Consider the following 26,253-nt stretch of genomic DNA (forward strand, 5'->3'; position numbering starts at 1 on the left):
TTACTTACTTCTACCTATTTGAAACCCTTTCTAACGCTATATTTATGCTCTGTATAGACTTTTGTAGAAGAAAGTTCCACATTTTTTATTCGCCTTTTGAAAGTGGAATTTAACTTTTCACTTCAGCCTTCATTAGTTATTATATACTATGTATATAGAAAGGGTTTTACATTAAGTAAACAAGGGAAAGACCAATGGGGGATTAAAAACATTTCTAAAGCTAATAGATTATTCTTACGATATACTGTTGATTTCTGTTGCAAGGTAAGTCATTAAATGAGCGTAATTTTAGAAAATATATATTTAAAATTTGCATATTTTAAGGAGGATAATTACATAAAAAAAATAAGTAAAATAGTTATGACTTTTATTTTAACATCAGCGTTGTATACATGTGTTTTACCTACATCTATTGTACATGCAACAGAATTTCCTGTAGCATTTAGGGCAAGTAATCCTTACCCGGAGCACTCGTGGATAAATCTAGGAACGATTACTCTGGATTCTGTCACAATAAATAATGCTATAGATGTCAGATCTGTTTTTCTTACTGTACTTGGAGGGATTGTCGGTTCAAATTTTGGAGCTATAGGAGCAACATTAGTAAGTTCTGTTTCCGCACTGGTAAACAAGGGACATACAAAGTTTTATATTCGGCTTACACAATATGTATCGACAGATTATCAATGGCACTATTACTCTTATACTGTATATGAAGATGCTAAATGTACAAAAAAAGTCGGAAGTTATACATCTCAGAAGTGGAAAGATAGATATGCACGAAAATTAATGGAGCTTGGATTATCTATGCTGTCCTTATCATAGATAAAGAAAGGGGATAGAATGAATAAAAGAATAAGCCGTCTAATAAAAACCTTTATTGGCGTATGGATTGGCTGTTTGATTGCTTATTTTATTTCGCTGAATTTCGGTGGAAACGTAGATTGGTTTACAGGTGTGAATATATGTATCGCCATTCTGGTTTTTTTCCTGATACAGGAAATCATCTGTTTCAGACGGCATAAAGGACATAAGGATTAGGTTTTAAAATGAGCGTGTAGTTGCATCATGTTTTCATTAAAGTTATTTCTTTATACAATTTTAAAAGCATAAAAAAGAGCTGTAAAAATCTATACGAAAGACTTTGTCATAGACTTTACAGCTTCTTTTTCAACTACTTTATCGTATCACCATATGATTTACAAATGTGATAGCGGCTTCCGTCCCTGCTGCGATTCAACAGCTTATAATCCACCAGATACCGGCGCAGCTCTACAAAATCCTCGTACATTGGCTTGAGTAATTCATTCAATTCCCACTCACTGAGATCACGATTGGGCAGCTGTGCAGCCGCCAGTGCAAGTATTGATTTGCGTGGTTCCTGTTTTTTCGGCATCCGATGGATGGTAAATGGTTCTGCCTGATAAAATATGTCCAAATTCACACTTTTCATAAACACATCTCCTTTCTGTTTATTAAAACAATAAACTACAATATGATATTATCACTATTTGTTTATAAAATCAATAAACAAAAAGAGGAAATGCCTATCTTATTTCCTCTTTGCACAGTATTTCTGTATTCTGGTGATCAAATCCATATAATAGGTGTCGTTTTGATCATGGTTCTCTATGACCTTTGTGATTTTTCGTACGAAATCCCCTTTGGTAACCTTTTCCCTGATACTCAGCTCCACCTGACCATTGTCCGCATCCTTCATTTCAAATATGGTTTTGGTAACATGGACACTGCTTTGAGCGAACGGATACCGCTCCATAACGATACGATCCTCACTCACCTCTGTAAAATAGAATTTCATTAGAAAATGATCGCCGTAATCTTCAATCCAGTTATCCTCATCCAGCTTTTTATATACCTGATAACCACGTATATTGCAGGTTTCCGGATGCAGAATAACAGAAGCGATCTGTTTTTTTGTATAGGGTAGAATTTTACTGTTTTCACTTTTCTTCATATAAAGATACCTCTCTTGCGTGTGATATAGTATAATGTATCACGAATCGGTAAGAAAGAAAAGATGAAGAATGTCATGGAAATGATAAACGGTGGCTGTAGAATATATGCTATACTGATGAACGAGGGAGGGCTGTCCATGATGAAAAAGCTATGGAAGCAGAATTTCTGGCTTCTGGCTGCACTTGGTGCCTATGCACTGGTGAGTCTTTATGTCTATGAGCGAAGCGGTATATTTATTCACAGAGCAATTGTATGGAATGTGTTTCTCGCTCTGTTACCCTATCTGTTTATGACGCTGTTTTTTGCGGCACAGCAGCGTCGTCATCACCTTGGTATGCTGGCTGCCTTTCTCTGCTGGCTGCTGCTGTTTCCCAATGTACCGTATCTGATTACGGATTTTATACATATCTCACCGCTGACCTTCTATATCTTTCAGGAAACCGGAAGTGTCTATGTCCGTGAGCTTCTCCCCTGGCTGGAGCTGCTGCATCTGGCTGTCGGTATCTTCTTCGGCATCATGAGCGGCTATCGTTCGCTCTATCTGCTGCACGAATTCACGGCGGAAAGGCTGGGTCAGCTGCGCACCTGGCTGCTTGCCGCCCTGATTTGTCTGCTGAGCAGCTATGGGGTGTATCTGGGACGGTTTCTGCGTCTGAATTCCTGGGATATCATGCATCCATCCTCACTGATTGAAAAAATCGTGCAGGGCAGCGATACCTTCAGTCTGCAGTTTACACTGGTATTCTTTCTGTTTCTCTTTATAACCTATGGTCTGTATTATTTCTGCTTTCATAAAAAAATAGGAGGTACACGTCATGAAGACACTTTACGTCAGTGACCTGGATGGTACACTGCTCAACAGCAACACTGCATTAACCGATACAACGATTGAGACAATCAATGCTCTGGTGGAGGAGGGAATGGAATTCACCTTTGCGACAGCACGTTCCATAACGTCTGCTTCACTGGTATCCAGGGGACTCCATCTTCGTACACCTTTAATCGTATACAATGGGGTCTATCTGCTGGATCCGGATTCTCATGATATCCTGTATTCGCATTCCTTTACCAGACAGGATGCACAGGATATTCTGAACTATCTGTTAAGGCATGATATGATACCCTTTGTTTATTCCTACATTGATGGAAGGGAAAGGGTCAGCTATATGGAGGAGGGGATGCATGAAGGTGGGAAATACTACATGGAATCCCGCCCCTATGACAAGCGTTTTCGCAAGGTGGATACCACAGAGCAGCTGCTGGAGGGGGATGTCTTCTACTTTACCTGTATTCACGACGGTTCCTTTTTAAAGCCGATGTATGAATATCTGGAGGAAACAACCGACTATGTGATTGTTTTTCAACAGGAGCTGTACCGGGAGGAATACTGGCTGGAGGTCATGCCACGAGGAGTTTCCAAGGCGCAGGCAATTCTGGAGCTGAAGGAAAAAGGCGGATATGACCGGGTGATATCCTTTGGGGATGCCATCAATGATCTGCCGATGTTTCAAATCAGTGATGAATGCTATGCGGTGGGAAATGCCATTGAGGAGTTGAAAAACACAGCAACAGCGGTGATCGGTGATCATGATGCGGATGCTGTGGCGATGTGGCTGAAGGCGAATTATCAGAAAAAGGCAGGAGGGAGCGCGAGTGTATAAGCTGATTGCATGTGATCTGGATGAAACACTTTTAAATACGGATAAGGAAATCTGCGCCAGAAATATAGCGGCCATCAAGCGTGCCGAGCGGGAGTATGGTGTGCGGTTTGTACCGGCAACCGGACGGGGCTACACCTGTATTGATAATGTGCTGCATACGCTGGGAGTCTATGATGCTGAACAGGAGTACACGATTTCCAATAACGGCGGTGTTGTGACGGAGAATAAGAACTACCGAAAGCTTTCCTTTCATGAGCTGCCTTATGAAATCGCTGAAAGGCTGTTTGCCTTCGGTATTGAACAGGATGTCTGCATACAGGTTTTTACAGCGGAGGATGTGTATGCGTTTCATCTGAATGAGGATGAGCGATCCTGGCTGTTTTCCTTCAAGCCGGATTCCATCGTATGTGAGGAAACGTCTCTTGCCTTTTTAAAGGGTACACCGATAACAAAGATTCTGTTTCAGAATACGGGTATCCCCTATCTTCACACACTGGCTGACCAGCTGCATGCGCTTACCGATCAGCGGGTTGCCGTCTCTTTTTCCAGCAACCGCTATCTTGAGCTGAATCCATATGGTGTGGATAAGGGTCTTGGTCTGCGTGATTTGTGTGAGCATCTGCAGATTGACCTGTCGGAAACCATCGCCATTGGTGATAACTTCAACGACGTGGGAATGCTAAGGGAGGCAGGACTTTCAGCCGCTGTGGCAAATGCGGTTCCGGAAATCAAAGAAATGTGTGATTATGTCTGTACAGCCGACCATAATGAAGGTGCGGTAGCGGAGGTCATCGAGCGGTTTATTTTTGTCTGATACGAAAGCTCAGGTAAACAAGAGTCCTTTTCCCCGTTATGAAGAAAAGGATTCTTTTGTATTTTTACTGAAGGAAAGAGAAGCATTATAATGTTCTTGATGCTGCAAAAATGAAAAATGCTTTCACAGGAAAGCAGTATTCTTAATAGATTCGTTTTTGTGTAAGCTGCATGTTCAATCAGGACAGAGACTTTATAAGCAATACTGCTGATGCGTGGTGTTACCGATTGCTATGTATTACGCATTCCTCTCAGTACGATCATGTGCTCGCAGAGCATTTGCTTCATCCTTCCTTATATTTATTACGGACATCTGCATACACTGTCAGTGGCAATGGCGTATCACCGAAACGCTGAATTTGTGCACCCGTAAGGCTGTCTATATGTATTCTTTTCTCGGTTTCGGGATTCACCCTTTTAAAACAAGGAAAATTCTTGTATAATGTTACCTAAGTATTGCGGGGTGTATGAAATTGGAACTAGTGGAGAATAGATTTCGAAAGGGAATTCAGGATGGTGTGCCGATTGGGCTTGGCTATCTGTCTGTATCCTTTACCTTTGGTATGATGGCGGTTTCCAACGGGATTCCGGTGGAGGCTGCCGTTGTGATATCCTTAACGAATGTAACCAGTGCCGGGCAGTTTTCCGGTCTGACGCTGATGCTGGCGCACGGCTCCTATGTGGAGCTGGCTCTGTCACAGTTTATCATCAATCTGCGTTATGCCCTGATGTCCCTGTCACTGACACAGAAGGTCGACCGGCATATGAAAACACATGAGCGCGCCTTGATAGCCTATGGCGTCACCGATGAGATTTTTGCTCTTGCCAGCAGTACGTATGAGCGTGTCGGGAAATGGTATATGGCAGGACTTATCGCCTTTCCGGTATTCTGCTGGACACTGGGTACCTTTCTGGGGGGAGCGGCGAGTACGCTGCTTCCGGAAGCAATCCGGTCTGCCCTTGGTATCGCCATTTATGGAATGTTCCTTGCCATTATCATACCTCCGGCCAGAAAGCTGCGCTCCGTGCGTATCGTATTGCTTTTATCTGTGATTCTAAGCTGTCTGTTTGCCGCTATGCAGGCAGTTGTACCTGTCAGCTCCGGGTTCGTCATCATTATCTGTACAATCGCCGCATCTGCGTTTGGGTCATGGTTCTTTCCGGTGGAGGAGGTGCAGCATGACTGAGTATCTTCCTTACATTCTGGTAATGGCAGTCGTTACCTATCTGATCCGTATGCTTCCGTTAACCTTTTTTCAGAAGGAAATCAAAAGTCCTTTTATAAAATCCTTTTTATTTTATGTACCCTATGCCGTGTTGGGAGCCATGACGTTTCCAGCCATCTTTACGGCTACCGGTCACACGCTGGCAAGCTGTGCCGGCTGCTTTGTGGGGCTGGTACTGGCATATCAGGGAAAAGGCCTGCTGAGTGTTGCGGTAGCGTCCTGTATTACGGCATATCTGGCAGCCTGTATCTTCTGAAGCAGGCTGGAGGCAGTCGTGCGCCTGTGCAAAAGCCGGCGCTTTTTTTAATGCGGACAGCTGTATTTCAACAAACGCTCTACGTAATCGTATACCATCTTTTTGCCTTTGTGATCCAGCTTCATTATATTTTTGTATATAATATGATCCAGATGATCCGGTATGTCCTTCTTTAAGCCAAGTAATACATAAATATCCAGACTCAGAATCTGGGATATGGCCACCAGATCATGTATATTCGGTGTTCTTTGGTTGTGTATGTAGCAGCTGAGCGTCTGCTGTGATATATGAAGAGCCTTTGCGAGCTGCTTTTGTGTCATATTGTTTAGTATGATGCCCTCCTTGATTGCGGCACCCAAATCCGTATCAATTTGATTTCTTTTCATGTCTTCCTCCTGTGGGCATGTACTCTCCCCGAATATGCCCGGCATTATTATATCTGAAAAAGTAACATTCATAAGAAAAAGTAATCAAATACGGAATTTTATCGGTCTAAAAATTCATGTTTTTAACATTACTTTCTTTTCTATAGGATAAAGGCCTAGATTTATGGAAGCAAACTGCATAGTACAGCATGAGGTGGAACGGATGGAACCCAAAAGAGAAGACATCATACTGGCTTACCTGACCCTGCTGCTTGTATTGCTGATCGGTTTGTTTCTGGTATGGGTCGTAGCGATGTTTTTGGAATGAGAGATGAAAAAAGGAATGGAAAGCAGTCCATTCCTACATAGCATCAGATACTGTAGCCGCCATCCAGCGGGATGCAGGCACCATTGATGTAATTCCCTGCAGCACTGCAAAGTACAAGAAGCAGACCGTCGAGATCCTGCCAGGTACCCCAGCGTCCTGCGGGAATTTCCTTTAAGACAGACAAATCATCATTCTGTCCATCTCCGCTTTGCAGCCGGTTTCCCTCATTCATGAAGCCCAGTGTGATTGCGTTGATCTGTATATCTCTGCCCGCAAACTCATGTGCCATATATTTCGTCATTGCTTCCACGGCACCCTTGCTGGTGAAATAGGCACAGTATTCGCTGGTACCATAGGGCAGGATTCCGGATGCATTGATGATTTTGCCTCCATGCCCCTGCCTGATAAACTGGCGTATAACCTCCTGGGAAAGTGTAAACGCCGCAGTTACATTGATATCCAGTGCGCTTTGAAATGCCTGTCTGCTGATTTCCAGAGTATCCTCCTTTTTCAGAATGCCTGCAAAGTTCAATAGAATATCCACATGTCCATAGGCGGCAAGCACTTCCTTCATGACATCATGAATGCTGCCGGGTGTCGTAAGGGATACGGTGAGGGAATGATACGATCTTCCCAGCGCCTCCACCTCTTTTTTCAACGCGGAATCATCACCGATACTGACGCCGAATATATCTGCACCATGTCTGGCCAGTGTGCGTACACAGGCATATCCAAGACCCTGCGAGCAGCCGCTGACCAGTGCGACTCTGCCATCTAGCTCTAAATTCATAAATAAAAACCTCCTGTCATACATAGTATGCCTTGTGCGGGAATACATAAACCTGCAGGTGCAAAAAGAAAAAGACTTTTTCAGAAACGGGAAAGGGTTTTCATGATATACTGAGAGTAAGAAAGGGGGAATCGTCATGAAGGTTATATTTCTTGATATCGACGGTGTACTGTACCCCTGCTTTTCCAGAAGGACAAGCTGTTTTCATGCGGAGGCTGTGCGAAGCAGATTACAAAAAGAAGGGATTTCCACGGAAGGGATAACAGACTGGGATTTGTGCAGTGTGGTCTGCGGTTTCCAGAAAGCTGCGGTAGAGCGGCTGCGCAGACTTTGTGAGCAAAGCGGTGCAAAAATTGTGCTGGAAACCTCATGGAAGTGCATGCGGAGTCTGGATGAAATGAAGCGGCTGTTTTCCCTGTGGAGACTGGACAGCTATATTGTTGACATGACAGATAATGAGGAAATGTTCTTCAAGGAAGGAGCTATACAGCGCTATCTGGATGCGCATCCGGCAGTGGAAAACTACGTCATTCTGGATGATATCTCCATGCGGAAGGCATTTCCCGGACATGATGTGGTTACGCCGGACATCCTTGATGAAGAAAGTTATCGGCAGGCGCTTCATATACTGAACCATTGGACAAAGGAGCTGGGGCATGAACATCATCTTCCTTGATATCGACGGCGTACTGATGCCGCTGGGTTCTCATGAATATCTGCGCAATGATGCAGCCGCATTAAAGGCCTACTATGTTTCACAGGATCAGCGCTTTGCACCGGTGAATGCCTATGACATCGCTGCTGTGGATCTGGACTGGTATCCAAAAGCCAGCCGTTATATACGGCAGCTTGCCGAAACCTGCCATGCATCCATTGTATTGACCTCCTCATGGCGGCTTCACCGTTCGCTGGAAACCTTGCAGCTGCTGTTTTCCCTGCATGGGCTGGACAGGTATCTGGTGGATGTAACGATGGATACCGGTAATAAAGCAGAAGAAATTCAAATGTATTTGTGGGGATATCCGGAAATTAAACGCTATGTGGTGATCGATGACCTGGATATGGAGCGCAGCTTCAAAGACCATTTTGTACAGGTTCGGGACAAGTATTTCAATGAGGATAATCTGAAAGAGGCTGTCTGTATCCTGAGAAAGGAATAGGCACTCTTTTTTTATTGACATATAGTATACAGTATAGTAGTATTAGGAAAAGAGGTGATGGTGTGGTATCCTCCATTGATTTGATTCTACTGGGTATGGTGTATGATCAGCCCCGCAGTGCCTATGATATCCAGAAGCATGTGGAATATCGTAATCTTTCTCACTGGGTGAAAATCAGCTCACCTTCTGTTTATAAAAAGCTGAGAGTGCTGGAGCAGAAGGGATATCTGATGACGAAGCGGCAGCGGGAGGGAAACATGCCCGAGAAAAGCATTTATTCATTGACTCGTGAGGGTCGAAAATATTTCCATGAGCTGATGCATGAAATCAGTGCACAGCCATTTGAAATCCTGTTTGATTTTAATGCTGTGGTTGTCAGTCTGAACAAGGTTGATAAGGAAGAGGGGCTGGAGTGCGTTCAGCGAATAGCGCAAAGTCTGCAGGATACACGTACATATCTGAGCATGCAAAGGGATGTGAAAAAGGAAATTCCCTATGTGGGAAGGAGTATTCTTGAGCAGCAGCTGAGCGTTTGTGAAACCCTGCTTACCTGGTGCCATACTCTGTGCGAGGAGCTAAAGAGCAGTGACGGCTTAGAGAAAATGAAGGAACTGCCTTAAGGCAGAGAAAGGAGTACAGGATGTGTTCATCAAGATGTGGTGTGGATTGTACAACATGTGAAAGAAAGGAAGCGGTGCATTGTCTTGGCTGCAATGCCATGAAGCAGCCGTTCTGGGGGAGTCTCTGTCAGGTAAAGACCTGCTGTGAGGAAAAGCATTTGCAGCATTGCGGGGAGTGTAAGGAGTTTCCTTGTGAAATGTGCGCCAACATGGGGAAGGAAATGGGCTTTGATCCTGAACCGCGCTTAGCAAATTTAAGAGCATGGGCGAATGAGAAAACAGCCGGCTGAAAGGCTTTCTTATGCAGAGACAGGATAACAGATTTAATGGGCTATGAGCTGATTTTTCATTTACCATACAAGGCTTGCCTGCACTTTATAATGATTACGGTGCAGGAAATGTACAGGTATAAGGCTACATGTAGTCTTTCGGTTCTTTGTGTGCAGAAAGGTATATAAGAAGGGCAGGAGAATAAAAGACTTCTGCTTTTTCTTGTTGATTCTTGTAGATGCAATCAGGAAGTATGCTCTTTTTCTTAACATGAGCATACGGGAAGAAAATAAGGAGATTATGATACGTGATACTGGTCTTTCTTGATATCACAGGAAGCTATATATCCCATATATCGCATACGTTTAGCCGACATGGCAATAAAAAAGCGGTGATGCTTATATAAATAAAGAAATAGGCAGGCTTTTCCCTTTAGCACTTCATATAAGCTTGACGTAACATGAAACCGTAAAAAATAATAAAAAAATTATGTTAAATTTAGGAGTTTTGCCCTTTCCATACGTATATAAGAGTGTATATGCAAAAAAGGAGGATGATACATATGCATAAATCGAAGGAAAGGGAGTATCCGATTCCCTTTCACAATGATGTATTTTTCAAGTACATGCTGATCGGTGAGGATGCGGGCTCTGCCATGCTGAGAAGCAGGATCATTGAAGAGATTTACGGATTGAAGGTTCAAAAGACACAGGTGCTGAATCCGGAGCTCCTGCCGGAAGCCTTTTTCGGAAAACGAGCGGTTCTGGATGTTGTATTGGAGGATGAAACAGGTCACCTCTATGATTTGGAAATGCAGGTATCCGGGTACACGAAGGAGGAACAGCTGCGTTTTCAGCAGTATGGCTACCGCCTGGCTGGCAGACAGCTGAAGCAGGGGAATGATTACACAAAGCTGAAGCCGTTTTATCAGATTATCTTTATGAATTACAAGCCCAAAGACACAGGGCGCATGATTCGACACTACACGGTAAAGGATGAAGATAATCGGGAGGAGCCCAACGGTACACTGCATCGCGCGATTGTGTTTTTACCAATGATCAGGCAGCGTGTATAGGAGGTTGGAGGCATAGAGAACCTGACGGAATTTGAAACCTTCTGCTATGTACTTGCATATAATCCGGATGATGCTATACTAAACATGAAGAGAAGGATGGTGAATGTGGCTATGGAAAAATATAATGAGATGCGCGAGGATGGCTCATTATTCAGCTGGGCGGAATCCGTGGAATTTGCACAACGTGCAGTACAGGCCAATTTGGAAGAGCAAACTGCAGAAGCCGAGAAGTCAGGACTTGAGCGGGGATTTAAACAAGGCCTCCAACAAGGTCTTCAAAAAGGTCTTGATGAAGAGAAAAGGACATTGTTACAGTCACTTATAGTACACAAATATGGAATAGAGGATGAATGGGTGGAATCACTGTCAGATCAGCAGAAGGATGATGCAGTTATTCAAATTCTGGACTGTGATACGTATGAAGCTTTAAAAGAAAGGCTGAATAATAAAGAAATGAAATAATGCAGATATAACCTGATGAAAGGCTGATTCTACAGAAGTAGGATACAGCTTTTTTTATTCTCATAGGCAGGCAGCTCCTTTACGCGAAACAGCTTCTCCGGCATTGTAGTTTAAAAAGCTGACTACCCGCGTAATGTTTATGTATAACAGAGGATGTGCCAATGCTGTACAGCGTTAATTTTGCATCGCTTCATTCACCGCGATCAGGCTTTATGCTGAACAAGCGGCCATATACGAAATTGAAGCATTCGGCCTATAGGAAGTGATTTGAAGATATAGTCTGGAGAATATCCAGACTGCTAGGTTAAAACTAAAGTATCCAGGTTGTTGGAAAATCATTCATCATTGGACTGTTATACGTGTTTTTCCGAATGATGCTCAGTGAAATAGAAAAACACGCCTTTTCCCTATAGCACAATGAGAGCTTGCGTGTCTTGATAGTATTCAAATTCATCATGTCATACCTCGTCAGTATGCTTCCGTATCTAAATTCTGCTTTAGGATATTCAAAAATTCAGATAGGCTTCGTGCATGAAACAGCAGCTCCTGCAAGGGAGCATTGTGCGTCATGGCGACAAAGGTATCGTACAGCTTCTCTATGTCCTTCTTTGCATCATCCGCAAGACCCAGCAACAGTATAATCTGAGCACTGTCTTTATCAGACCACAAGATCGGATGCTGCAAAACCCCGACAGCGATTTTACTTTTCAGTGAACATATTTTGAGAGGATGCGGTATGGCAACCACACCATCCATTCCTGTGGAAATACGCTGTTCCCGCTCCAGAACACTGGCCTCAAAATCATCATTGATGCAATGCTCCTGATGCAGCAGGGTACATAAGGTATGGATAATTTCCTCCTTACTGTCTGCAGCTGTATTGATAAACAGCTTCTCATCAAAAAACTGTGCAATCTTATCAATCGGATGCTGCTCATCCATGGTGATAGCTCTTGCCACATTTTCAATATCTCTTCTGGACAGTGGAATATCCACGACCACCACCGGCAGTACTGTCTGCTTGAGGGCAACGGTGGAAATCACGATATCCGCAGCCTGCAGCTTCTGTTCTTCGATTTCGTGTGACGGGTATCTGCCGATGATTTCCAGTGTTTCCTTAAATAGCGTATTCAGCTTGGAAGCAAGAAAGCTGCCGGCTGCATACCCGCTGTCATATACGATAACAGCCTTCTTGTGCTTGAGATAACGGGAATCAAAATAGCGCTCAATGGCTGCTCCGATGTGTAAAGAGATATAGCCGATTTCATCATCATTCAGCTCAAACGGTTCATTTGCGAATGCCTGTTTGATTGCCGTTCCGCTTATTTCATAGGCAAGGATATAGTTGTTGCGAATGGTATTCAGCAGCGGATTCTTTTTGTTTAGATGATAATACCTGGCATTCAGAATGGATTGCAGATGATGCGTCAGATCATGCTCCAGAATCAAATCTGAACGTAGGTCGAAGTGATAGGATTCAAAGATGGAATCCAGAATATTTGCGACCAGATTATGGATGTATTCCGTGTTTTTTTGCGCATCCAGAAGCTCGTTTGTGTTGGATACATAATGGGAGTAAATGTAATTTTTTTCATTCGCAGTAAAGACAACCTGAAAGTCAAGCTCAATCTCTGCAATGAGCGGCTCCAGCAATGTACGAAGCGCTTCATGCTCCGGTATGGCATACTCCTCGATTGGTTTGGCTACAAGCAGTCTGGATATGGACAATGCGATATGCAGAATCAGATTTTTCAGATTATAGTCTGAGAAGTGCAGATCGTTCTTTCGATTGAACTCCATGACAATATCCTTGATCTGTTCCAGGTTGACATGATTCAGCAGGGCTGTCTGTTCCTGAGAAAACCGGAATTCATAATGCTGATAATTGGTCGTAATCAGATCAATGATACAGCGGCGCTTATCCGCCTCTTCACCAGTTACAATATAGCCAAGGTTTGCCTTTGTCTGAAGTGTGAGCTGATATTTGGAGAGAATCAGACGAATTGTTTTCAGATAATTGATTATCGTATTGATGGATACGAACACCTCATCCGCCAGCGCATCCTGTGTGAGATAGGTGTTGGCATACAGCATCTTGATAATGATATGGTTGATTCGCTTGTCGGCAGAATCCAGCTGCTTTTCCTCCTCATTAACCAGCATATTCTCCAGTAGTGCCCGTGTCTGTCCCTCTTTGATCTTTAAGGCATAGCCCTGAGAGCGTTTCATGATGATTTGAGCATCAAAGCCGGATAGCTCCTCATTCAGATTGTGGATATCGCTGCGCAGTGTTCGCTGGGATATTTGAAAGTGTCTGGTTAACACAGACGGAGACATGTAGCCTTGATGTGACAGAAAGTAGTCAAGTAAGTCCTGTAATCGCGTGTACTGAAACAAGCGCATCCACCTCCTCATCCTTACATCCCCCTGGTACCCTTATTATATAGATTTTACTATCCGGAAGCAACATAAGGCTTCGCCGTTTCCGCTGGCAAAGCGACAGGCAGAATATTTGAAGAAGCTGCCGTTTGAAACGGAAACAGCTGCTGAAGCACAATGGTTTAAGGCTGCCGTTTCATATGGAAAACGGTTGTCTTCTCTTTTTTTTAATCCGGATCTACAATGGAGTCAGAAATTGAAAGAGATTTCAAGGCAGCGAATCATGCTGTAGGAGAGGAGGATTTTTATGAGTAAAATCAACGTTGGTGTTATCGGTGTAGGACAGATGGGAACCTATCATGCCCAGATTTATCAGAAGCTACCACAGGTGGAGCTGTGTGCATTGTGTGAGTTTAATGACAGCCGCAGAAAGGAACTGGAAACAGAATTTCCGGGAATCACAATGTATAAGGATTATAAGGAGCTGTTAAAGGATACCGCAATAGAAGCGGTGAGTATCGTACTTCCGGACAATCTGCATCGGGAGGCTGTGGAGCTGGCAGTGCAGGCAGGTAAGCATATACTTCTGGAAAAACCGCTGGCAAAGGAGTTGGAGGATGGGAAAGCCCTATATGAAATTACAAAGGATTATGATAAAGTATTTACAACAGGCTTCCTGCTTCGCTTTGATCCGCGCTTTGCCATGATCAAGGAGCGGCTGGACAGCAATGAGCTGGGGGATATCATTCACTGCTACGTGAGAAGAAACAGTCCGATTATCGGACCGCGGCGTTATATCGGCGCAAGTGATTTGAGTATGCATGTTATGATTCATGATATTGATTATATCAACTGGTGGATGGATTGTCAGCCGGTGAAGGTATTCGCGAAAAATCGCAGTGTGCTGTTGAAGGAAAACGGTATGAATGATGTGATCTATGCATTGGTTACCTATGAAAACGGTGCTGTAGCCTGTATGGAGGCATGCTGGACACTTCCGGAAAACTCTCCGACAATTATTGATGATAAAGTAGAGCTTGTTGGCACAAAGGGCGTTGCCTATGTGGATTCCTGTGATCACGGTGTCCGCTTCGTTACCGGAAAGGGTGTTCAGTATCCGGACAGCCGTCACTGGTACTACGTTAACGGTGAAGTATGCGGGGATTTGGCAGAAGAGGTTATGGCGTTTGTAAACAATGTTGCGACAAATACGAAATCCGTCATTACTCCAAAGCAGTCCTATGATGCACTGCGGGTTGTTGATGCCATCGAGCGTTCCATCGTGGAAGGAAAAGAGGTAGCGCTTTAAGCTGTGAATGTATGCTTCCTATAAATAGACTGTCTGTGTTGAACAACGCAATCGTTTATGGGGGCATGCGCAAGTATCATGCGTTAAATTTTAGCGAACGTAAGCTTACATTATATGAAGAGGAGAATAAGAACATGTCAAACGATGTATCTTTGCGTGTGAAGGCTCAGCGCCTTGGCGGAAAGCTCAGTGCCATGGTGCTTCCGAATCTGGGAGCGTTTATGGGCTGGGGCATTCTAACCGCTTTGGGAATCTGGTTGTCCAATGATATGCTGAAGGCCTTTATTTCACCGGTACTCACGTACCTGCTTCCGCTGTTAATCGCAATTTCCGGGGGAAAAATGATATATGGAGAAAAAGGTGCTGTTATCGGTGCCTTTACCACAATGGGGGTTATCATCGGAGCGGATATTTCCATGCTGCTGGGAGCCATGATAATCGCACCGCTGTCCGCATGGCTGTTGAAAAAGCTGGATGCGGTTGTGGAGCCGCTGATTCCTGTCGGCTTTGAGCTGCTGATTGGAAATTTGACTGTTGCCCTGCTTGGTGCGGTTATTGCAATCATCGGCTGTGTCTGGATCGCTCCGGCCATTACGTCACTGTCTGCTGTGTTCTCCGCAGGTGTTTCCACCTTGGAAAACAACAATCTGTTACCGCTGACAGCGATCTTCATCGAGCCGGCGAAGGTGCTGTTTCTGAACAATGCCATCGGACAGGGAATCCTGACGCCGCTTGGTACGACACAGCTGAATGAATTCGGGAAATCGGTGTTGTTTCTGCTGGAATCCAATCCCGGACCGGGACTTGGTATACTGCTGGCATATTGCTTCTTTGGCAAGGGAAATGCAAAAGCAAATGCCTATGGAGCCAGCATTATCCACTTCTTCGGCGGTATTCATGAAATTTACTTCCCGTTTATCCTGATGAATCCGCTGACCGTTCTGGCTGCAATTGCCGGAGGGATTACCGGCACCTTCCTGTTTACACTGTTCAATGTCGGTCTGGTGGGAGTCAGCTCTCCCGGAAGTATCGTCACCATTATGATGATGGCCTCGGCTGGAGATCAGCTGCTGATTCTGCTTGCCGTTCTTGCTTCAACCGCCGTCAGCTTTCTGGTTGCCGCTGTCATTGTGAAGCATTCCAAACAGAATGATGAGGATGTAAATAAGAACCTGAAGGAAGCCGCAAAGCAGATGGAGTCTTTGAAGGGAAAGAAATCCCGGATATCCTCTGTGTTTGAGGAAAAGGAAGCTGTGACGGATTTCCGTACAGTAAAGCGTATTGTGTATGTATGTGATGCCGGGATGGGATCTTCTGCCATGGGCGCGAGTGTGATAGCCAAGCGGCTGCGAAAGGCCGGAATCACAGATATCACGGTGGAGCATGCCCGGGTCATGGAGCTGCCGGATCCAAAGGCGGATATCATTGTTACGCACGTGTCTTTGCGGCAGGTGGCACATGAGAAACAGCCGGATATCAAAATCATATCCATTGAGGATTATTTGAATGCACCGGAATATGATGAGCTCGTAAACAGCATCAAGGCAGCGAGATCATAAGCTGAAAAAGGAATCTGAGCGTATATGAGGATTCCTTTTTTAAAAGGAGGGTTCTATGTTAAAGGCACTCGTATTTGATTTTGACGGTGTTATTGTCGATACCGAAACACAATGGTACTATATATACAGAGATTGGCTGAAAAAGGTCTATCATTATGATTTAAGCATACAGGATTATCTGGTGTGCGTCGGCTCCAGCAGTGAGCGGCTGTTTGCTTTCCTGAAGCAAAAGCTTGGTACGGATGAGGATATCCGTGAATTTGAGAAACAGGCAATGGCAGAGTTTATTGAGCGTACCCGTACTCTTCCGGCAATGGAGGGCGTTACAGAACTGGTCACAGCGGCGAAGAAAAAAGGACTGCGCCTGGCAATTGCGACCTCTGCGACCAGAAAAAAACCGCAGGTGCATCTGGAGCGGCTGCAGCTGCTGGATTATTTTGATGCATTTTCCACAGCGGAATTAAGCAGACACATCAAGCCTGCACCGGATATATTTTTGAAAGCCGCAGAGCTTCTTGGCTGCTCCTGTGCAGAATGTCTGGCAATAGAGGATTCCCGCAACGGCCTGATCGCAGCTGATAAAGCAGGTATGCCGTGTCTGATCGTACCAAACAAAATTACAGAGTCAAGTGATTTTACAGGCTGCTATCGTAAGGTTTCCTCTTTGAAGGAGCTGAAACTAAAGGAACTCATTGCGGATTTTCAATCCTCATAGCAAAGGAGAAACATCATGTTAGAACTGATAAAAGAAGAAAATGTCGAGGTAGGTGTTCATGCCGCAGATTGGGAGGATGCAATCCGCAGGTCAGCACAGCATTTGCTGGAAACCGGAAAAATCGAGGAACGCTATATCCGTGCAATGATTGACGCGGTGCATCGCGTAGGTCCTTATATCGTATTGGGAAATCATGTTGCTTTGGCACATGCCCGACCGGAATGCGGTGTCAATGAGCTTTCAGTGCATTTCACAACCTTAGAGCCGCCGATACCGTTTGGCAGTGAGAAATTTGATCCCGTATCGCTGATTATCACGCTTGCTGCAGTTGATGCCGACAGTCATCTGGAGCTGATCAGTGAGCTTGCGGATATCCTCATGGAAGAAACACATGTCGAGCGTCTGTCAAGCTGTACAACCGAGCGGGAATTTGTTGAGCTGCTGCGGAGGATGAAGGAGGAATCGAATGCTTATTACATTTGATATCGGAGGAACTTCCATCAAGTATGGTATCCTTACACTGCGAAAGGGCCAGCCGGTGTTTGTGATGCAGGATGAGGTGAGCAGCGATGCCAGAGTATTGAAGGGGCCTGGCATCCTGCATCGTGTTGAGTCACTGATTGCAAAGGCTATGCGGCAGGATATCAAAGGTATTGCTATTTCAACAGCAGGGATGGTTGATGCGGAAAAGGGATGTATTCAGTATGCCAATGATAATATTCCGGAATATACCGGATTGCAGTTTAAACAGCAGCTGGAAGCCCGCTTTCATATCCCCTGCTGGGTGGAGAACGATGTGAACGCCGCTGCTTTGGGAGAAGCAGTCTTCGGTGCCGGAAAGGGTGCTGCTCATGTACTGATGCTGACAATCGGAACAGGGATCGGAGGAGCTGTGGTAATCGATCATACCATCTACCGTGGCTGTAGCGGAAGTGCAGGAGAAATCGGCTACATGTGGGTAAAGGATCATCACTTTCAGGATATCGCAAGCACCACGGCACTGGTTCAGCATGTGGAGGCACAGACAAAGGAAGCTGATTTGAATGGAAAAATCATATGTGCACGGGCAAAACGCGGTGATGCTGTGTGTATGCAGGCAATTCGGGAGCTGTGCAGCCATATCGCTATTGGCGTCAGCAGCTGTGCCTGTCTGATGAATCCGCAGATCGTTATTCTTGGAGGCGGTATCATGACACAGAAGGAATTGTTTGCACCGCTGATGGAAACATATCTAAAGCAGTATATGAATGAAGAAATCTATGCGCATACACAGCTTGCTTTTGCACAGCTTGGAAATCGTGCCGGAATGGTTGGCGCTTGTGCTTACTGGATGAAACAGGAAGGAATCCGGTTCGCTTGATATGACTTGAGAACGATCTGGCTGCGAGTGTGCTGCAGGCTGATTGGCGCAATATACAGAAATCAATGCCGCATACCAATTTACACCTTCATAAGGACCTCGGATGATGTTCAGTAATTTGCTGAAAGCTTCGAGGTTTTTTAGAATGTGTAAATTTTTATTTGGTACAGGCTTCTTTGAATCTTTGTAGCTGCGAAACATATTATGAAAGTCTGCGCTTCATGATTTGCAAATCAATTCCACCATCTCATCACAGGGATATCGGTGCCTGTCTTTATCTGTAAAATAATGCAGAATTTTTGCAGATTTGAAACGTATAGAAGCATGTAGGAGGTTCTGGATGCGTAGACAATACACGTTTATAGCACCAAAAGGAAAGGAGTCCAAGGTCCAAATGGGCCGTCATCTGTTTAACATGCATTGTGATATTCAACGTATCCTGCATGAAGCAGGGGAAATCATTCTGTAGCATTAGAAAGCTGCGCAGATAGACAGTAAGAACAGGGAAAGGAGGTGAAGAAACACATCAGCCATTTTCCGGGACTGGTGCCTACTATGTAAAAAGAGTAAGTGCACGAACACCCCTGCTAGAATCAAAAGACCCGAGGCTGGTTAGCCGGATTATACCTCAGTCCATAGGGGGTTCAATAGATACCCGGCATTAGAGCATAATCATGCAGATAAGGATACAGAGTAAAAAATGTTCAACTGTTTCTAATCCACCAGATCCATACGAATATAGGTCACGTACCGAGTATGATCCTTTTGTGCGATATCGGCAATCAGATATTCCTCGTAGGCGTAGGGACCGATTATTAAATTGCATTGCTCAGCATACGCAAGCATCCGCTCGTAGGTATTCTGAATTGTATCATAGGAACCCTTATGCCATGCACACAGATAACTCCCTTCTTCACGGATATGTGTGTTTCGGCGGATATCCTTTTCAATCTTCATAAAAAGATAAGAGAAATTGAGATAATCTCTGTTACGTATATTGTCTGTCTTGATCATACAGCCCACAGATTCCTGAACCAGTACATTATGCTCCTTGCAGAAGCTGATATATTCCTCCATGAAGGAGGCAAAGCTGCGGCTGGAGGCATTTTCCAGATCATCGCTGCAAAGCAGAATCTCTCTGGGATATTGGCGTATGGTGATATCCTCATCCTCATGCGTTACCGCAAACAGCGTGCTTTCCTTCATATAGACCATCATTCGCTTCAGGGCAAGCAGCTTTTCAATCTCCCGGTCCACCTCCTCAAACTTATCCTCCAGCAGCTGCAGAAACACTGCAGGACTGCGCTGCTCCAGAAATACCTTGATATCCTTCAGCGGCATTCCCATTTTCTTCAGCTTGGTGATGACGGAAAAGGTATCGTACTGATGATAGGAATAATATCGGTAGCCATTCTCGTTGACCATGACCGGCTGAAAGAGCCCGATCTCATCGTAATGAAACAATACATGCTTTTCCACCCCGCAGATTTTCGCAAACTGTCCTGCTGTCAGATATTTCTTTTCCTTCATATATACATTCTCCTCTTGACTGTAAGGTTACCTTATAGTTTATGATAGTATAGCTCACGAACGACGTCAAGAAAGGAAGGGATATTTTGAAACTTATTTTGCATTATCTGTCACGATATAAAAAACTATTCATTATCAATGTCATCTCCGTTTTCGGATTTGCATTGGTGGAACTTGGCATCCCGACCATAATCGCGGATATGATCGATGTCGGTGTTATGAATGCCGATACGGATTATATCATCCGCATGGGATTTGTCGTACTGCTGATCTCACTGATCGGCGTCAGTATGACAATTCTTCTCGGGTATTGCTGTGCAAAGATTTCCACGGCAATTACCAGAGATATCCGAAATGATATCTTTGATCATGCACAGCGCTTTACTGCGTATGAATTTAACAGGTTCGGGATTTCTTCCATGATTACCCGTACCAACAATGATGCTTTTCAGATTCAGATGTTTGTCAATGTGCTGCTTCGTACTGCATTGATGACGCCGATCATGTTCGTTGCAAGTATTATCATGACGGCCAGAGCATCACTGCCTTTGAGCGGTATCATTGTGGCAACCATCCCGCTGATTATCATCGGAGTCTTTGTGGTTGCGAAGATCAGTAAACCGATTTCCGAAAATCAGCAGGCATCCCTGGATAGTCTGAACCGGATTTCCCGTGAGAACTTAAGTGGAATCCGTGTGATTCGTGCATTTGACAACGACGCCTATGAACAGCAGCGCTTTGATGATACCAATGAGAAATTCACAGGCTATTCCAAAAAGCTGTTTAAGCTGATGATGATGACCTCGCCGATTTTCTTCCTGCTTATGAACGTAGCAGGCCTGTGCATTTACTGGGTGGCTGCTTTACTGATTCAGGGTGGCGATTTGCCGCTTGGTCAGCTGGTGGCCTTCATGGATTATCTGTTCCACGCCATGTTCTCCATTATGCTGTTTTGCACAGTCTTTATGATGTATCCGCGTGCAGAGGTCAGTGCCAAGCGTATTGAAGCAGTATTTGATACGGTACCGCTGGTGCACAATGACGGAAAACGCATGGATGGAAATCAGCAGGGTACGATCAGCTTCGAGCATGTGACCTTCGTCTATCCGGATGGGGAAGAGCCGGTGTTGAAGGATGTCAGCTTTTCTGCGAAAAAGGGTGAAACGATTGCCTTTATCGGAAGTACCGGGTCGGGAAAAAGTACACTGGTCAATCTGATACCGCGGTTTTACGATGTCAGCGAGGGAAGCATCCGGATCGACGGTGTGGATATCCGCGACTATGATTTATTTGAGCTGCGCTCCCGCTTAGGTGTGATACCGCAGAAAGCCTTTCTGTTCAATGGAACGATTGCGGACAATATCCGCTTTGGAAAACCGGACGCAACCATGGAAGAGGTTATGCAGGCGGCAAAAACCGCACAGGCATATGACTTCATCATGGAAAAGGAGCATGGCTTTGAGGAAGAAATCACCGAGGGAGCGACCAATGTTTCCGGCGGGCAGAAGCAGCGTCTTTCCATTGCCCGGGCGCTGGTGCGCAAGCCGGATATCTATGTGTTTGATGATTCCTTCTCCGCACTGGACTTCAGAACGGATGCAACACTGCGCAAAGAGCTGAAAAAAGAAACCGGTGATGCCATCGTCATGGTTGTCGCACAGCGCATTTCCAGCATTATGGAAGCAGACCGCATTGTTGTGTTAAATGAAGGAAATGTCATCGGTACCGGAACTCACCGGGAATTGCTGAAGAACTGTGAAATCTACAAGGAAATCGCATTGTCTCAGCTCAGTGAGGAGGAACTGGCACATGAATAAGAAGCTTTCATCACTCAAACGGATCGTATTCGGACTGAAACCATTCATCTCTCCATATAAATGGGAATTTGCAGGTGCTGTCCTTATGGTCATTATCAGTGTGGTTACCATGGTCAGTGCGCCAAGTGTGGAGGGTATGATTACCACACAGCTGGCAAGCGATTTGTCACTTGCCGAAAGCATTGGAAAGCTGCAGGTGAATTTCGATGAAATAACGAAGATCATGCTGATGCTGGCATTCATTTATCTGGCGAAGACCCTGTCTCAGGTATTTGCCGTTATCTGGCTGACAAACGCGATTCAGCATGCGATGCAGGATTTAAGAAATGCGCTGCAAAGTAAGATTCGCCGCCTGCCGGTACGCTACTTTGACAGCCACCAGTTCGGTGATGTGCTGAGCAGAATCACCAACGATGTGGACGCAATCAGCAATGCCCTGCAGCAAAGCTTTGTCAATGTGGTTACCGGTGTTCTAACCATCATTCTGGCACTGATCATGATGTTTCGCATCCATGTTCTCATGGCATGCATCGCCTTTATGATCATTCCGTTATCCTTGTTGATTACCGTCTTTATCGTAAGGCATTCCCAGAAACGCTTTAAGGCGCAGCAGGATGCACTCGGCGCATTGAATGGCGCCATAACGGAGCTGTATACCGGCTACAATGAGATTCTGCTCTTCAACAAGCAGCAGCAGTCTATTGAAAAATTCCGCAATCTGAATGAAAATCTGCGGCAGAATGCATGTACCGCACAGTTTGTATCCAGTACCATCGGACCATTGAATGCGTTAGTTACCTATCTGACTATCGGCGGTGTTGCGGTTGTTGGTACGATACAAATCATACAGGGAAACCTGAGCGTTGGAAATCTGCAGGCCTTTGTCCGCTATATCTGGCAGGTCAATGATCCATTATCTCAGATATCCTCCCTTTCCTCACAGATTCAGTCGGCCTTTGCGGCGATTGCGCGTGTTCTGGAAATTCTGGAGGAGGAAGAGGAGATTGCAGAGCTGAACCCGCCGAAGCATATTGAACAGGTAAAGGGAAATGTCACCTTCTCGCATGTTCGCTTCGGATATGGTGAGGAGCCGCTGATGAAGGACCTTAACGTGGAAGTGAAAAGCGGACAGATGGTCGCAGTTGTCGGTCCTACCGGTGCCGGTAAAACGACACTGATCAACCTGCTGCTTCGTTTCTATGATGTCAACGGAGGAAGCATCTGCATTGACGGTGTGGATATCCGCGACATGAAGCGTGGGGAGCTGCGGGATATGTTCGGTATGGTATTGCAGGATACCTGGCTGTTCTCCGGAAGTATTTACGATAATATACGATACGGGCGTCTGGATGCCCGCAAGGATGAGATCATTCACGCAGCAAAGATGGCGAATGTTCATCACTTTATCCGTACCCTGCCGGACGGCTATCATTCCGTGATCAATGAAGAAGCCAACAATATTTCACAGGGAGAAAAACAGCTGCTTACGATTGCCCGTGCTATATTAAAGGACCCGCAGATTTTGATTCTGGATGAGGCGACAAGCTCTGTCGACACCCGTTTGGAAAAAATGCTGCAGGAGGCGATGCACCGTGTAATGGAGGGAAGAACAAGCTTTGTCATTGCGCACCGTTTGTCCACCATACGCAGTGCCGATCTGATTCTGGTGATCAACGATGGAGATATCGTCGAACAGGGAACGCATGAGGAGCTGATGGAAAAACAGGGCTATTATGAAAAGCTGTACAATTCACAGTTTGCGGACAAAGAATAGGTGTGCAGCCATAGCTTGCGGTAAATGAGGAAACAACAACGAATCAGCGCAGACGATAGTTACATGCTGCATTGCGTTCCTGTTCAAACTGAAAAAGGATAGGCAGGCTTTTCATAAAGTCTGCTTAAAAAGAAGCCTCCATACTATTGTAAACTGTCAATCGTATGAGAAGCTTCTTTTTCTATGCTTATATGTATGCAGTTCTTATATTCGTATATTCGCTGAAAAGCTCGATAACCGCTGTGATGTTGTATAAGCTTACGCAAGATACTGCTTCAGCTTTTTTTGAAGCCTGCGGGCATGCTCTACCATTTCGTAATAATCCAGATTTCCCCTTATGAGCACCTGTTCATTCATAAGAATGTCCTCATAGCCTCGCAACAGGTGGATGCGAACGATTATATGAACCTGTTCATTGCCGTTGGCTATACTGTTTGTCATAGAATTGGCCACCGCATTTGCTACTGTGGCACCGGCTTTTTTCAATACCGGACGAATCAGCACCTCTGTGCGTTTCATAACATTTATGGAGTAATCTCTACCGCTTTGCATGAAATAGATTCTATTGCTTTGAACTCTGAAAAAATCACTGGACTTCATAAGAAATCACCTCCCGGCATACAGCCTCTTCTATCTATAATATAACACAAAGCACAGGTAAAAGGCAGATGAGGGACAACGGATTTTTAAAATTCGTAAAAGATTGTATTGTAAAAGGGTTTTGTCTTCTTGTAAGAATGCATAAAATACGGTATAGTAATGGAAGAAAGAATTATATCGACAGAAAACACAGGAGGTAGTGTACCATCACACAAACAATTATTTTTCATGAGGAACCTTTTTTGTATTTTCAACATATAATTGCATAAGCTATTAAAAAGATAATGGAGGAATCAATGAATGAGAATCAAGAATGACGATGTTCTGGCACATTTGCGCAGTTTTGGCTTTACTATGCAGGAAAACAATGCTCAGGGATTTATCCGCTGGCAGAAACGTATCGGAGATATGCTTGTCACCATTGCGAACGGACAGTTTGAAAATAAGATCCGGGTGTCCCTTTTACAGGACAGAAACGGTAATATCCGTACATCTTATAAGGATATACTCGCGTATACGGAGCTGATCTGTTCTTTACAGGATGCAGGACTGACCGGGATGAGTCAGGATTGCACCTGTTATCAGGAGGAGGATGTCGTGGAACCGATGGATAATCCGCTCATTTCCTTTCCACGCAAACCGGAAGGCTTTATGGCACAGTAATCACGGCTGCAGGGGGAATCGGTTGCAATCACGCTTTTCTGCAAGTATAATGTAGGAAATAAAAAGGGGTGATATCGTGATTGACGGACATATGCATCTGGAGAATGGTCCGCTTACTGTGGAGTATGCGATGAAATATGTGGAAGCCGGTGTAAAGGCAGGTATGGATACCATACAGATTCTGGATCATACCCATCGGTTTCTGGAGTTTAAGCCGATGTATGACAATCTGAAGCAGGCTTCTGTTTACCAGAAGGACTGGTTTGAAAAGAAAAAGCTGGAGCCGCTGCAGAGCTATTTTAACCTGATTGAGGAAATGAAGAAAATGGAGCTTCCGATTGCGGTTCGTTTTGGTCTTGAGGTATGCTATGCACCACAGGATAAAGCATTCCTTCGTGATTTGCTGGCAGGCTATCCTTATGATTTTCTGATTGGAAGCATTCATTCCATTGACGGACTGCTGTATGATATGAATGGATTTTCCCGGGAAATATTATGGGATAAATATGATACCAATGCCATTTACAGGCGGTATTATGAAATTATGGAGGATATGATCGAGAGTGATTTGTTTACACAGATCGGGCATCCTGACCAGCTGAAGATTTTTCATTATGAACCGGATTATGATTTGAAGCCGACCTATGAAAGACTGGCAGTGCTGGCTAAGGAGCATGATGTATATATGGAAACCAATACCGGCTGTCATTACCGTTACCTGCACGAGGATGTCGGTACCAATCAGGTGTTTCTGGAAATTCTGAAGGCACACGGTGTTAAAATTATGACGGCAAGTGATGCGCATCAGCCGCAGCATGTGGGAATGCATATTGCAGAAATAAGCAGGCAGCTGGGGCTGGACTAGCGGAAAGGACAACAGGGAAATGGGTTTATATTTTGTAAGACACGGGCAGACGGACTGGAATGTAAGGGGAAAGCTGCAGGGGAAGAGTGATATTGCATTGAATGAGACCGGACGCCTGCAGGCTGTGGAAACAAGAGAAAAGCTGAAGCAGGTAGCCATGGATGCCATTTATTGTTCGCCGCTGATGCGTGCGAGAGAAACAGCTGAAATTATCAATGTGCTGTGGGAGCTCCCCATACAGTGCGATGACCGCCTGATGGAGAGAAGCTTCGGTGATATGGAAGGTGCATTGCGAAAGGATGTTCCCTTCGATGACCTGTGGGCATTTTCTTCCGCATCCATGTTTGCGGGCGGTGAGGATACCGCACATTTCTATGAACGGGTAGAGAGCTTTTTAAAGGAGATTCTCCCGTATGCGCAGGATAAGGAAATTCTGATTGTAGCACATGGCGGAGTCAGTATTCCCTATCAGTGCTTCTTCGAGGGCTATGCGTGTGTGGAAAATCTGAGTGATCTCATCATCGCAAATTGTGAAGTCAGGCACTATGCCGCAAAGGCTATCCAAATTTTTTAGGGGTTTTCGCCAGAAATTTGGGGGTCAACTTTGGGGGAGAGAAAAAATAAAGGCTAAAAATTAAGACCCCTAAAGTTAAAATCAAGAGAATCAGTGAAAAAACAT

The 26,253-nt window shown here is 44.8% G+C and carries 29 protein-coding genes and 1 pseudogene; 23 read left to right on the plus strand and 7 right to left on the minus strand.

Annotated features, from left to right (window positions below; translation table 11 throughout):
• Positions 1-276 precede the first annotated feature (276 nt).
• Positions 277-825 (plus strand): hypothetical protein, encoded by a 549-nt coding sequence (locus KSZ58_RS21315; RefSeq protein WP_008819649.1) that lies wholly within the window; start codon positions 277-279, stop codon positions 823-825.
• Positions 826-843: 18 nt separating this feature from the next.
• A complete protein-coding gene (locus KSZ58_RS21320; protein ID WP_008819650.1) occupies positions 844-1,041 on the plus strand; it encodes a hypothetical protein in 198 nt (65 codons plus the stop codon).
• A 133-nt stretch (positions 1,042-1,174) separates the two neighbouring features.
• Here KSZ58_RS21320 and KSZ58_RS21325 read toward each other — a convergent pair whose 3' ends face one another.
• Together KSZ58_RS21325 and KSZ58_RS21330 are read right to left on the minus strand one after the other, a co-directional pair.
• Entirely contained in the window at positions 1,175-1,453 is a 279-nt protein-coding gene (locus KSZ58_RS21325) for a DUF2087 domain-containing protein (protein WP_008819651.1), read from the minus strand.
• Between the two features lie 99 nt (positions 1,454-1,552).
• Positions 1,553-1,975: a hypothetical protein gene (locus KSZ58_RS21330; RefSeq protein WP_002607996.1), complete on the minus strand. Its 423-nt coding sequence runs from the start codon at positions 1,973-1,975 to the stop codon at positions 1,553-1,555.
• Positions 1,976-2,050: 75 nt separating this feature from the next.
• Here KSZ58_RS21330 and KSZ58_RS21335 point away from each other — a divergent pair, with 75 nt between their 5' ends.
• From KSZ58_RS21335 to KSZ58_RS21355, 5 genes are all read left to right on the plus strand, one after another.
• Positions 2,051-2,815: a DUF1361 domain-containing protein gene (locus KSZ58_RS21335; protein WP_224727411.1), complete on the plus strand. Its 765-nt coding sequence runs from the start codon at positions 2,051-2,053 to the stop codon at positions 2,813-2,815.
• Complete coding sequence (locus tag KSZ58_RS21340; RefSeq protein WP_009269610.1) at positions 2,793-3,638, plus strand: Cof-type HAD-IIB family hydrolase; 846 nt, start codon at positions 2,793-2,795, stop codon at positions 3,636-3,638. The genes KSZ58_RS21335 and KSZ58_RS21340 overlap by 23 nt, the downstream gene beginning before the upstream one ends.
• The gene (locus KSZ58_RS21345) at positions 3,631-4,452 is read left to right on the plus strand and encodes an HAD family hydrolase (RefSeq protein WP_002607999.1); all 822 of its coding nucleotides are present in this window, start codon (positions 3,631-3,633) and stop codon (positions 4,450-4,452) included. Before KSZ58_RS21340 ends, KSZ58_RS21345 begins: the two co-directional genes overlap by 8 nt.
• Positions 4,453-4,918: 466 nt before the next feature.
• Positions 4,919-5,638 (plus strand): AzlC family ABC transporter permease, encoded by a 720-nt coding sequence (locus KSZ58_RS21350; protein WP_002608000.1) that lies wholly within the window; start codon positions 4,919-4,921, stop codon positions 5,636-5,638.
• Positions 5,631-5,933, plus strand: a complete 303-nt coding sequence (locus tag KSZ58_RS21355) for an AzlD domain-containing protein (protein ID WP_002608001.1) — start codon at positions 5,631-5,633, stop codon at positions 5,931-5,933. The genes KSZ58_RS21350 and KSZ58_RS21355 overlap by 8 nt, the downstream gene beginning before the upstream one ends.
• A gap of 47 nt (positions 5,934-5,980) precedes the next feature.
• On the opposite strand, the gene KSZ58_RS21360 is transcribed toward KSZ58_RS21355, so the two are convergent.
• Positions 5,981-6,319, minus strand: a complete 339-nt coding sequence (locus KSZ58_RS21360; protein WP_002608002.1) for a helix-turn-helix domain-containing protein — start codon at positions 6,317-6,319, stop codon at positions 5,981-5,983.
• 350 nt (positions 6,320-6,669) lie between these two features.
• Positions 6,670-7,416, minus strand: coding sequence for an SDR family oxidoreductase (locus KSZ58_RS21365; protein ID WP_002608004.1), 747 nt, complete (start codon positions 7,414-7,416; stop codon positions 6,670-6,672).
• Between the two features lie 136 nt (positions 7,417-7,552).
• Between KSZ58_RS21365 and KSZ58_RS21370 the strand changes: the two genes are divergently transcribed.
• The 5 genes and pseudogenes from KSZ58_RS21370 (at position 7,553) to KSZ58_RS21390 (ending at position 11,003) form a co-directional block, all read left to right on the plus strand.
• Complete coding sequence (locus KSZ58_RS21370) at positions 7,553-8,092, plus strand: HAD domain-containing protein (RefSeq protein ID WP_044905803.1); 540 nt, start codon at positions 7,553-7,555, stop codon at positions 8,090-8,092.
• Positions 8,073-8,576: an HAD domain-containing protein gene (locus KSZ58_RS21375; RefSeq protein ID WP_002608006.1), complete on the plus strand. Its 504-nt coding sequence runs from the start codon at positions 8,073-8,075 to the stop codon at positions 8,574-8,576. Before KSZ58_RS21370 ends, KSZ58_RS21375 begins: the two co-directional genes overlap by 20 nt.
• Before the next feature lie 62 nt (positions 8,577-8,638).
• Positions 8,639-9,196 (plus strand): PadR family transcriptional regulator, encoded by a 558-nt coding sequence (locus KSZ58_RS21380; protein ID WP_002608007.1) that lies wholly within the window; start codon positions 8,639-8,641, stop codon positions 9,194-9,196.
• Positions 9,197-9,237: 41 nt separating this feature from the next.
• A complete protein-coding gene (locus KSZ58_RS21385; RefSeq protein ID WP_238135847.1) occupies positions 9,238-9,486 on the plus strand; it encodes a DUF3795 domain-containing protein in 249 nt (82 codons plus the stop codon).
• A 542-nt stretch (positions 9,487-10,028) separates the two neighbouring features.
• Positions 10,029-11,003, plus strand: a pseudogene (locus tag KSZ58_RS21390) (PD-(D/E)XK nuclease family transposase).
• Between the two features lie 468 nt (positions 11,004-11,471).
• Here the strand turns inward: KSZ58_RS21390 and KSZ58_RS21395 are convergent.
• A complete protein-coding gene (locus tag KSZ58_RS21395) occupies positions 11,472-13,418 on the minus strand; it encodes a BglG family transcription antiterminator (protein ID WP_227761470.1) in 1,947 nt (648 codons plus the stop codon).
• A gap of 271 nt (positions 13,419-13,689) precedes the next feature.
• Between KSZ58_RS21395 and KSZ58_RS21400 the strand changes: the two genes are divergently transcribed.
• The 6 genes from KSZ58_RS21400 (at position 13,690) to KSZ58_RS23315 (ending at position 18,794) form a co-directional block, all read left to right on the plus strand.
• Positions 13,690-14,691: a Gfo/Idh/MocA family protein gene (locus KSZ58_RS21400; RefSeq protein WP_002608013.1), complete on the plus strand. Its 1,002-nt coding sequence runs from the start codon at positions 13,690-13,692 to the stop codon at positions 14,689-14,691.
• 134 nt (positions 14,692-14,825) lie between these two features.
• Positions 14,826-16,250 carry a PTS mannitol transporter subunit IICB gene (locus KSZ58_RS21405; RefSeq protein WP_002608014.1) on the plus strand — a complete coding sequence of 475 codons (1,425 nt, stop codon included), beginning with the start codon at positions 14,826-14,828 and terminating at the stop codon, positions 16,248-16,250.
• A 55-nt stretch (positions 16,251-16,305) separates the two neighbouring features.
• Positions 16,306-16,965 carry an HAD family phosphatase gene (locus KSZ58_RS21410; RefSeq protein ID WP_002608015.1) on the plus strand — a complete coding sequence of 220 codons (660 nt, stop codon included), beginning with the start codon at positions 16,306-16,308 and terminating at the stop codon, positions 16,963-16,965.
• A gap of 15 nt (positions 16,966-16,980) precedes the next feature.
• The gene (locus KSZ58_RS21415) at positions 16,981-17,448 is read left to right on the plus strand and encodes a PTS sugar transporter subunit IIA (protein WP_002608016.1); all 468 of its coding nucleotides are present in this window, start codon (positions 16,981-16,983) and stop codon (positions 17,446-17,448) included.
• Positions 17,432-18,325, plus strand: coding sequence for an ROK family protein (locus tag KSZ58_RS21420; protein ID WP_175627927.1), 894 nt, complete (start codon positions 17,432-17,434; stop codon positions 18,323-18,325). Before KSZ58_RS21415 ends, KSZ58_RS21420 begins: the two co-directional genes overlap by 17 nt.
• Positions 18,326-18,665: 340 nt before the next feature.
• Positions 18,666-18,794 (plus strand): hypothetical protein, encoded by a 129-nt coding sequence (locus KSZ58_RS23315; protein ID WP_009269606.1) that lies wholly within the window; start codon positions 18,666-18,668, stop codon positions 18,792-18,794.
• 245 nt (positions 18,795-19,039) lie between these two features.
• Here the strand turns inward: KSZ58_RS23315 and KSZ58_RS21425 are convergent, their stop codons facing one another.
• The gene (locus KSZ58_RS21425) at positions 19,040-19,855 is read right to left on the minus strand and encodes a MerR family transcriptional regulator (protein WP_002608021.1); all 816 of its coding nucleotides are present in this window, start codon (positions 19,853-19,855) and stop codon (positions 19,040-19,042) included.
• 86 nt (positions 19,856-19,941) lie between these two features.
• Between KSZ58_RS21425 and KSZ58_RS21430 the strand changes: the two genes are divergently transcribed.
• Together KSZ58_RS21430 and KSZ58_RS21435 are read left to right on the plus strand one after the other, a co-directional pair.
• Positions 19,942-21,672, plus strand: a complete 1,731-nt coding sequence (locus KSZ58_RS21430; RefSeq protein WP_009269605.1) for an ABC transporter ATP-binding protein — start codon at positions 19,942-19,944, stop codon at positions 21,670-21,672.
• Entirely contained in the window at positions 21,665-23,446 is a 1,782-nt protein-coding gene (locus KSZ58_RS21435) for an ABC transporter ATP-binding protein (protein ID WP_009269604.1), read from the plus strand. Before KSZ58_RS21430 ends, KSZ58_RS21435 begins: the two co-directional genes overlap by 8 nt.
• Positions 23,447-23,704: 258 nt before the next feature.
• On the opposite strand, the gene KSZ58_RS21440 is transcribed toward KSZ58_RS21435, so the two are convergent.
• Positions 23,705-24,046, minus strand: a complete 342-nt coding sequence (locus KSZ58_RS21440; protein WP_008819672.1) for a hypothetical protein — start codon at positions 24,044-24,046, stop codon at positions 23,705-23,707.
• A gap of 300 nt (positions 24,047-24,346) precedes the next feature.
• On the opposite strand from KSZ58_RS21440, the gene KSZ58_RS21445 reads away from it, so the two are divergent.
• The 3 genes from KSZ58_RS21445 to KSZ58_RS21455 all read left to right on the plus strand — a co-directional run bounded on the left by KSZ58_RS21445 (position 24,347) and on the right by KSZ58_RS21455 (position 26,148).
• Entirely contained in the window at positions 24,347-24,709 is a 363-nt protein-coding gene (locus tag KSZ58_RS21445) for a hypothetical protein (protein ID WP_002608025.1), read from the plus strand.
• A gap of 91 nt (positions 24,710-24,800) precedes the next feature.
• On the plus strand, positions 24,801-25,574 hold the full coding sequence (locus KSZ58_RS21450; protein WP_008819673.1) for a histidinol-phosphatase HisJ family protein: 774 nt from the start codon (positions 24,801-24,803) through the stop codon (positions 25,572-25,574).
• A gap of 19 nt (positions 25,575-25,593) precedes the next feature.
• Complete coding sequence (locus tag KSZ58_RS21455; protein ID WP_009269603.1) at positions 25,594-26,148, plus strand: histidine phosphatase family protein; 555 nt, start codon at positions 25,594-25,596, stop codon at positions 26,146-26,148.
• The last annotated feature ends 105 nt before the right edge of the window (positions 26,149-26,253 follow it).

The organism is Erysipelatoclostridium sp. DFI.2.3 (assembly GCF_019132535.1).
GTDB classification, from domain to species: domain Bacteria; phylum Bacillota_I; class Bacilli_A; order Erysipelotrichales; family Erysipelotrichaceae; genus Clostridium_AQ; species Clostridium_AQ innocuum.

Coding starts and splice junctions, on each gene's coding strand:
- KSZ58_RS21415 (WP_002608016.1), top strand. CDS start 16,981: ATGTTAGAACTGATAAAAGAAGAAAATGTCGAGGTAGGTGTTCATGCC.
- KSZ58_RS21400 (WP_002608013.1), top strand. CDS start 13,690: ATGAGTAAAATCAACGTTGGTGTTATCGGTGTAGGACAGATGGGAACC.
- KSZ58_RS21320 (WP_008819650.1), top strand. CDS start 844: ATGAATAAAAGAATAAGCCGTCTAATAAAAACCTTTATTGGCGTATGG.
- KSZ58_RS21355 (WP_002608001.1), top strand. CDS start 5,631: ATGACTGAGTATCTTCCTTACATTCTGGTAATGGCAGTCGTTACCTAT.
- KSZ58_RS21425 (WP_002608021.1), bottom strand. CDS start 19,855: ATGAAGGAAAAGAAATATCTGACAGCAGGACAGTTTGCGAAAATCTGC.
- KSZ58_RS21445 (WP_002608025.1), top strand. CDS start 24,347: ATGAGAATCAAGAATGACGATGTTCTGGCACATTTGCGCAGTTTTGGC.
- KSZ58_RS23315 (WP_009269606.1), top strand. CDS start 18,666: ATGCGTAGACAATACACGTTTATAGCACCAAAAGGAAAGGAGTCCAAG.
- KSZ58_RS21395 (WP_227761470.1), bottom strand. CDS start 13,418: ATGAGGAGGTGGATGCGCTTGTTTCAGTACACGCGATTACAGGACTTA.
- KSZ58_RS21365 (WP_002608004.1), bottom strand. CDS start 7,416: ATGAATTTAGAGCTAGATGGCAGAGTCGCACTGGTCAGCGGCTGCTCG.
- KSZ58_RS21325 (WP_008819651.1), bottom strand. CDS start 1,453: ATGAAAAGTGTGAATTTGGACATATTTTATCAGGCAGAACCATTTACC.
- KSZ58_RS21335 (WP_224727411.1), top strand. CDS start 2,051: ATGGAAATGATAAACGGTGGCTGTAGAATATATGCTATACTGATGAAC.
- KSZ58_RS21350 (WP_002608000.1), top strand. CDS start 4,919: ATGAAATTGGAACTAGTGGAGAATAGATTTCGAAAGGGAATTCAGGAT.
- KSZ58_RS21405 (WP_002608014.1), top strand. CDS start 14,826: ATGTCAAACGATGTATCTTTGCGTGTGAAGGCTCAGCGCCTTGGCGGA.
- KSZ58_RS21440 (WP_008819672.1), bottom strand. CDS start 24,046: ATGAAGTCCAGTGATTTTTTCAGAGTTCAAAGCAATAGAATCTATTTC.
- KSZ58_RS21455 (WP_009269603.1), top strand. CDS start 25,594: ATGGGTTTATATTTTGTAAGACACGGGCAGACGGACTGGAATGTAAGG.
- KSZ58_RS21330 (WP_002607996.1), bottom strand. CDS start 1,975: ATGAAGAAAAGTGAAAACAGTAAAATTCTACCCTATACAAAAAAACAG.
- KSZ58_RS21315 (WP_008819649.1), top strand. CDS start 277: ATGAGCGTAATTTTAGAAAATATATATTTAAAATTTGCATATTTTAAG.
- KSZ58_RS21410 (WP_002608015.1), top strand. CDS start 16,306: ATGTTAAAGGCACTCGTATTTGATTTTGACGGTGTTATTGTCGATACC.
- KSZ58_RS21420 (WP_175627927.1), top strand. CDS start 17,432: ATGCTTATTACATTTGATATCGGAGGAACTTCCATCAAGTATGGTATC.
- KSZ58_RS21340 (WP_009269610.1), top strand. CDS start 2,793: ATGAAGACACTTTACGTCAGTGACCTGGATGGTACACTGCTCAACAGC.
- KSZ58_RS21450 (WP_008819673.1), top strand. CDS start 24,801: ATGCATCTGGAGAATGGTCCGCTTACTGTGGAGTATGCGATGAAATAT.
- KSZ58_RS21435 (WP_009269604.1), top strand. CDS start 21,665: ATGAATAAGAAGCTTTCATCACTCAAACGGATCGTATTCGGACTGAAA.
- KSZ58_RS21360 (WP_002608002.1), bottom strand. CDS start 6,319: ATGAAAAGAAATCAAATTGATACGGATTTGGGTGCCGCAATCAAGGAG.
- KSZ58_RS21375 (WP_002608006.1), top strand. CDS start 8,073: ATGAACATCATCTTCCTTGATATCGACGGCGTACTGATGCCGCTGGGT.
- KSZ58_RS21370 (WP_044905803.1), top strand. CDS start 7,553: ATGAAGGTTATATTTCTTGATATCGACGGTGTACTGTACCCCTGCTTT.